6 protein-coding genes are annotated in these 6,123 nt (G+C 61.5%); 4 read left to right on the top strand and 2 right to left on the bottom strand.

The features are described from left to right. From U9R81_RS06000 to U9R81_RS05985, 4 genes are all read left to right on the top strand, one after another. A partial coding sequence (locus U9R81_RS06000; protein ID WP_322494606.1) for a cellulose biosynthesis cyclic di-GMP-binding regulatory protein BcsB occupies positions 1–1,118 on the top strand: 1,118 nt, incomplete at its 5' end. 23 nt (positions 1,119–1,141) lie between these two features. Then, complete coding sequence (locus U9R81_RS05995; protein ID WP_322494605.1) at positions 1,142–3,118, top strand: glycosyltransferase; 1,977 nt, start codon at positions 1,142–1,144, stop codon at positions 3,116–3,118. A gap of 6 nt (positions 3,119–3,124) precedes the next feature. Beyond that, the gene (locus tag U9R81_RS05990) at positions 3,125–3,493 is read left to right on the top strand and encodes an STAS domain-containing protein (RefSeq protein WP_322494604.1); all 369 of its coding nucleotides are present in this window, start codon (positions 3,125–3,127) and stop codon (positions 3,491–3,493) included. Between the two features lie 14 nt (positions 3,494–3,507). Continuing rightward, positions 3,508–3,915 carry an ATP-binding protein gene (locus U9R81_RS05985; protein ID WP_322494603.1) on the top strand — a complete coding sequence of 136 codons (408 nt, stop codon included), beginning with the start codon at positions 3,508–3,510 and terminating at the stop codon, positions 3,913–3,915. A 707-nt stretch (positions 3,916–4,622) separates the two neighbouring features. Here the strand turns inward: U9R81_RS05985 and U9R81_RS05980 are convergent. Both U9R81_RS05980 and U9R81_RS05975 read right to left on the bottom strand, forming a co-directional pair. Beyond that, positions 4,623–4,955, bottom strand: a complete 333-nt coding sequence (locus U9R81_RS05980; RefSeq protein WP_322494602.1) for a LysM domain-containing protein — start codon at positions 4,953–4,955, stop codon at positions 4,623–4,625. Positions 4,956–5,133: 178 nt separating this feature from the next. Beyond that, on the bottom strand, positions 5,134–6,123 hold a 990-nt coding region (locus tag U9R81_RS05975), incomplete at its 5' end, for a glycosyltransferase family 9 protein (RefSeq protein WP_322494601.1).

Genomic DNA, 6,123 nt, shown 5'->3' with positions numbered 1-6,123 from the left:
CGGCGCCGGTGGCCGCAGCGTGGCGGGAGGGCGCGGCCAGTTTTGCCCAGTTGGGCATCGCACAGCGCCGGGTGAGCGGCCCGGGTGAGCACCAGATCGATTATGCCTTCGAGCGTCCGCCGGGATGGGATCTCCGGGTGGGCGCCACCCTCGAATTGCACGTCGTGGCGGCGGCTGGTCTCGTGCCGGAAACATCGTGGTTGGCTGTGACTGTCAATGGCATCACCCTTGGCTCGCAGCGGTTGCGGGTGGAAACCAATGCGACCGAACGTTATCGGTTTGAACTGCCCGCCGATCTACTGAATAGCGATTTGGCCGGTACGCCATTGCGCCGGATTGATCTGCAAGTGCGCCTGTATCTCGATCTGCCGAACAATGATTGTGAAGAGGTCAATATCACAGCAGCATGGGCAATCATCGAACCGACCTCGGCGTGGCGTTTACCCCATGATCCGGCAGCCGCAGATGATCTTGGCCGGTTTCCGGCCGCGCTTGTTGGTGACACGAGCGCGCGGTTGGTATTACCGGCGCAACCAACTGCCACAGAGATCCAAGCCGGGCTAGAGTTGGCAGCGGCAATGGGGCGCTGGAGCGCGACGCCTGCGACGCTACCGCCGATTCTCGTCACAGCAGATGCGATCGGTGACGACCGCAATGGGCCATTGGCTATTTTGGGCGGTCGCAACCGTAATCAGTTGGCAACAACGCTTAATACCGCTGCGAACACGCCGTTTGTGTATCAACCCGGTCGTGGCGCACAAGCGACGTTGCGCCTGATACCGTCGCCGTGGCAATCCGGGGCACGGGTGTTGTGGATTGATGCTGCTGATGGCGCCGGTATGCGGCTAGGGGTGAAGGCGTTGCGCGAACAAGCGCTGCTGCGGGTGCTTCGGGGTGCGCAGGCCCAGATCACGGGCGATCTCGATAGTACCGTCGTGCCATTGACCGTGCCATTGACGCCGCCGCTGGCCGCGCCGCCGCAAACTTTGACGCCGCGGATTGAAGTCGCCTTGCTTGAGCGCATTCCGGCGTGGCAATTTGTCGGCGGCATCCTGCTGATTGCCTTGCTGGCAACAGCAGTGTTGGTTGTTCGCATTCGTTGGCTGCGCAAACCGTAAAGCGCTTTGGTTTGGCTACGCCTATGCAGTCTTCGCACCTCAACACAACTTTTCTGCGCACCAGTTGGGGGCCGGCGGAATGGGCGGCGTTCCGGCGTGGCCTGATCAAGATTCTGGTCATTGCCAACCTGATACTCGGCGCGTACTATCTGCTCTGGCGCGGAGCCGTTTCGCTCAACTGGAATGCGTGGCTGTTTGCGTTAGCCTTGTTTGGCGCTGAGCTGTACAGTTATATTGGCAGCTTCCTCTTTGGACTCACCGTCTTTCGGCTGCGCGAGCGGGGCGAGCCGCCGCCGGCCCCGCCCGGTCTGCGGGTTGATGTATATATCACTTGCTATAACGAGCCGGTCGAACTGGTGCGCAAGACGGTGCAGGCGGCGCTAGCGATTCGCTATCCGCACCAAACCTATCTGCTCGATGATGGCAATAGTCCGGCAATGCGGGCGATGGCGGCGGAAGAGGGATGTGGCTATATCACCCGTTCGGCGCTATGGAAGGGATTTGATCGGCACGCCAAAGCCGGCAATTTGATCAATGCGCTTGAGCAGACAACCGGCGATTTTGTGTTGATCCTTGATGCCGATCAGGTGCCATTGCCGCACATCCTTGACCGCACCCTCGGTTATTTTGCCGATCCACTGGTTGCGTTTGTCCAGACCCCACAATACTTTGTCAACGTACCGCCGGGAGACCCGTTTGGCAGCCAAGCGCCTCTCTTTTACGGCCCGATCATGCAGGGCAAAGACGGCTGGAACGCAGCGTTTTTCTGCGGCTCCAACGCCGTTTTGCGCCGTGAGGCGCTGGCCCGCACCGGCTTGCGCTTCTTTGTGCGCGATGTCGAGCGGCGGATCCGGCGAGCGTTGCGTGAGGCGGATACGGTGATCCGGCAAGCGGAACGGCGGTTGACCAAAGCGGATCGGCGGCGGATTGCGCCAGCGCTGCGTGAGCTGCGTAGGGCGGTGGCGCAAGCGCGGCGCGAGCTGGATCGTGGTGATACGTTTCAGGAAGTGACCGAGCGGTTTCAGCGGCGGGCTGAAGAAGCGGCGCGGATGGTGGTGGCGGCTGATTTACAGCAAATCATGGCTGATTTGGCCGAGATTCAAGTGGGCGAAGCTGCCGAGATTATGCGCGCGTTGAATGACGAAGCGCTCTTGGCGGAACTGGTAGCACGTGATCGATCGCCATTGGCGGCGATCGAGACGGTGCGGCAACTCATCCCGCTGCTTGTGAATGAGGCGATGGATTATCTGCCGATTTCGACGATCTCGGTCACCGAAGATATGTCCACGGCGATGCGCCTGCATGCAACCGGTTGGCGCTCGGTCTACCATGATGAAATATTGGCCCATGGGTTGGCGCCGGAAGATCTGCGCAGCGCGCTGCAACAGCGCTTACGGTGGGCGCAGGGTACCATTCAAGTCATGCTGCGCGAAAACCCGCTGACCTTGCCGGGGTTGAGTTTGGGCCAACGCCTCGCCTATTTTGATACGATGTGGAGCTATCTGTCGGGGGCGCCGACGATTATTTATTTGATTTCACCGGTTCTGTACCTTGTCTTTGGCTTATTGCCGGTCAATGCGTTATCCGATGAGTTCTTCTGGCGATTGGCACCGTATCTGATCATCAACCAGTTGCTCTTCGCCGTGATCAGTTGGGGGCGGCCAACGTGGCGCGGGCAGCAATACAGTCTGGCGCTCTTTCCGCTCTGGATCAAGGCGGTGACGACCGCAGCGGCCAATGTGTGGTTCGGTAAGAAACTCGGTTTTATCGTTACGCCGAAGACCCGGCAAGCGGGGCGCTATTTTGGGCTGGTGCGCTGGCAGCTCTTGATGATGGCATTGCTTGCGATAGCGATTGTGGTGGGGCTAGGGCAATTGGCGTTGGGCTGGCGGAACGATGGGTTGCCGGTGCTGGTCAATGTGTTTTGGGCGGTGTATGATCTCGTTATGCTCAGTGTAGTTATCGATGCAGCAATGTACCAACCTACCGAGGAGCAGTAGTATTGTATGGCGCCAGAGTTTGTGAAGGGGGCGTTAATGGAGATCACGGTCAACCCGGTGGACGAACGCACGGCAGTGGTTCAGTTGCGGGGCCGGCTCGATCTGTTAGTTGCCGCAGAGGTGAAGCAACGACTGGTACAGGCCGTCAACGAAGGATTTCGGTTGGTGGTGGTTGATATGAGTGAAGTCAGTTTTTTGGATAGTTCAGGGCTGGGCGCACTCATTGGCGGTTTGAAGGCGACCCGGTTGGCTGGCGGTGATCTGCGACTGGCCAGTGTGGGGGCGCAAGCGCAGGCGATTTTGGAATTGACCACGCTCAACCGAGTCTTACGTCCCTACCCCAATGTGGCTGAGGCATTGCAGGCGAACTTATAGTTCCGAGATGCGCTATGAACCGTATCGAGCGCCAGTATGATCTCAGCGTCGTACCGTCGGAAGGGATTGAGCAGTTGCATACTGCACTGGCTGCATTTTGGGATGAAGCCGGGGTAGCGTCTGAGGTGCAGATACGGTTTAACACGGCGATCGCCGAGGTGGTGGCGAATATCTTGCAGTATGCGGTGGGGCTGGGCGATGGGCCGATTCAGTTGCGGTTACGTTCTACCCCGGCACGGATCGAGGCCCGGTTGGTTGATCGAGGTCGCGCGTGGGAGAGGCCGGCACTAGCAACCGCGCTCCCAGAGGATTGGCACGAGAGCGGGCGCGGGTTGGTGATTGCCGGCGCGATTCTGGATACATTGCAGTACCGCCGGTTCCGTAACCTCAATTGCTGGCGGCTGGTGTTGGCGGTGCGGTAGAGATGAGTGAACATAATTATTGCAGCATTATTGCAGCAGTGGGAGTGCTGCACGCCATCATCAGCAATGAGCAGTAGAGTGGCTGCGGCAGTTTCACTGCCGCACTCCATAAGAGAGAGCGGAGAACCCGGCCCTGAAGGGCTAGGCTAGGGTTACAAAGCCCGCTGCGCGGGCTGCTGCCCTCACCCCCCGGCCCCCTCTCCCGCCGCGCGGCGGGAGAGGGGGAGCTGCTAGATACCGAGAAGGCATTGCAGGAGCGGAATGCAGCCGTGCTCCGCTGCCGCGTTAGTAGGAGCGGGGCGTATCGTTTGTACCGCCGAGGGCGCGGAGGTCGCAGCGGGGAAGGCATGCAGTCATTGTGAGGGCGCGTAGCGCCCGAAGCAATCTCCTCCTTCAGCGGATGATAGGCCTGAGTGGCTCCCTCTCGCGCTCGTTCAAGGGCAGACAGAACGTATGAGCGTAGATACGGTTGATGGCTTGGCGATGCGTTGACGCCCTCACCCCCAACCCCTCTCCCACTAGTGCGGGAGAGGGGAGTGTGAAGCTAAGCCTTGAGGCATTGCACAGCGATCAACGGTTGTGTGTGACCGTCTGTCCGCCCCTCAACCCGCGTTGGGGGGAGATTGCTTCGCCGTGCGGCAGGCAGAGCCGTGCTCTGTCCCTACCGCGCGGCTCGTAATGACAACTGGGGTGCGGCGACTCCCCGTTTAAGGCGTTGGGGTGAGGACTGGGCGCGGGGTGCCGATCAGCGACGGAATGAGCAAGGTTTGGCCGGGTTGGATGAAGTTGGGATCGGTGAGGTTGTTGGCTGCGACCAGCTCATCAACGGTGACGCTGAAGCGCTCGGCGATGGCGCTGAGGGTATCGCCGGCTTGCACGATATACAATGCCGCTACCGTCGGCGTTGGGCGCGGGGCGCTGGCGTAGGCCGTCGCCGTAGCGTCAATATCGAGGGTTGGCGCGGGCGTAATGTCGAGAATGGCCGGCAGGGTAGGCAGATTGCGCGGCGGCGGATCGGGCAGGCAGGCAGTCAATGCCATACTAGTACACAACATGAGCGCCCCTATCATCCCAACCCACAGTTGGCGCACCACAATCACCCCCTTTAATGGTACTTTGCGGTCACAACGGATCATTGTAGCAGGCGGTCGAATCGGCGTCAATGCGGTTTCGTCGCAGCGACACCGCAACGAGCGCGGTGGCAGGGACATCGCCGTTTCAGCGGGGGGCCGGCGAGTGGCGGCGCTGGTTAAGCAATATCGTTTCCGCGACGGCTAACACGTGGGCTGGTTGGATGGCCGCCATGCATTCGGGTGGATCGGTGGCGCGCGGGCAGGCCGCGAAGACGCCACAGGGGCTGCACGGCAGGTTGGCGCTGATGATGCGCTGTCGGGCCGGATCACCCCATGGCCCGAAGCGGAGCGGATCGCTTGGCCCGAAGAGGTGGATCGTTGGCGCGCCTTGGCTGACGGCGATATGGAGCGGGCCGCTATCAACGCCAATCACCAGTGCGGCATGGCTGAGCAACGCGGCGAGCCGGTCGATGGTGAGTTCGGCACTCAGCGCCAACACATCAGGTTGGGCGGCGGCAATCGCGGCTAGCTCAGCGCCTTCGGCGGGACTGCCGGTGAGGACAATCTGCCGGCCCGGTTGGCGTAACCCTTGGATCAGCGTGATCCAGTGCTCGCGCAGCCAGTGTTTAGTAGGGCCGCCGGTGCCGGGATGGAGGATGATCACCTGTGCATCCGGCGCGCTATGGCGGTGGAACCATGCCGCTGCCCATTCCTGCGCGGCGGGGGTGGGCGAGAAGCGCAACGGCCCCGGCGCGGGTTTGGCGCCGGTGAGAGCTGCCACGAGTTCAAGCGCCTGTTGGGTCACGTGCTGGCGGGAATCGTAGGGCAATGCCGCACTGAGCAGCGGTTGGCAAAGCGGGTGGGCAAAGCCGATCCGGCGGGGAATGCCGGCCAGCAGGGCGAGCGCCGCGCCCCACCAATGGTCATCGCGCATGATGAGGGCAGCATCGTAGCGCTGCCGGCGCAGCCGCCATGCCGCGCGCAGCAAGAGGATATACGGCGCGAGCGGCATGGGTTTGGCGGCAGCGCGGTCGAAGGCGGGGAAGGGCAGCGTCTCGATTGCGTCGAGGTCGGGCAAACGCTGCCACATCATCGCAGACCATGGCCCGACCAGCGCCGTGAGGCGCGCTACGGG

This window comes from Chloroflexus sp. (genome assembly GCF_034435895.1).
Classification (GTDB): Bacteria; Chloroflexota; Chloroflexia; order Chloroflexales; family Chloroflexaceae; genus Chloroflexus.
Note: the sequence above shows the minus strand (reverse complement) of the source record. Positions and strands in the feature narration are given on the sequence as shown.

Coding starts and splice junctions, on each gene's coding strand:
- U9R81_RS05990 (WP_322494604.1), top strand. CDS start 3,125: ATGGCGCCAGAGTTTGTGAAGGGGGCGTTAATGGAGATCACGGTCAAC.
- U9R81_RS05980 (WP_322494602.1), bottom strand. CDS start 4,955: ATGGCATTGACTGCCTGCCTGCCCGATCCGCCGCCGCGCAATCTGCCT.
- U9R81_RS05995 (WP_322494605.1), top strand. CDS start 1,142: ATGCAGTCTTCGCACCTCAACACAACTTTTCTGCGCACCAGTTGGGGG.
- U9R81_RS05985 (WP_322494603.1), top strand. CDS start 3,508: ATGAACCGTATCGAGCGCCAGTATGATCTCAGCGTCGTACCGTCGGAA.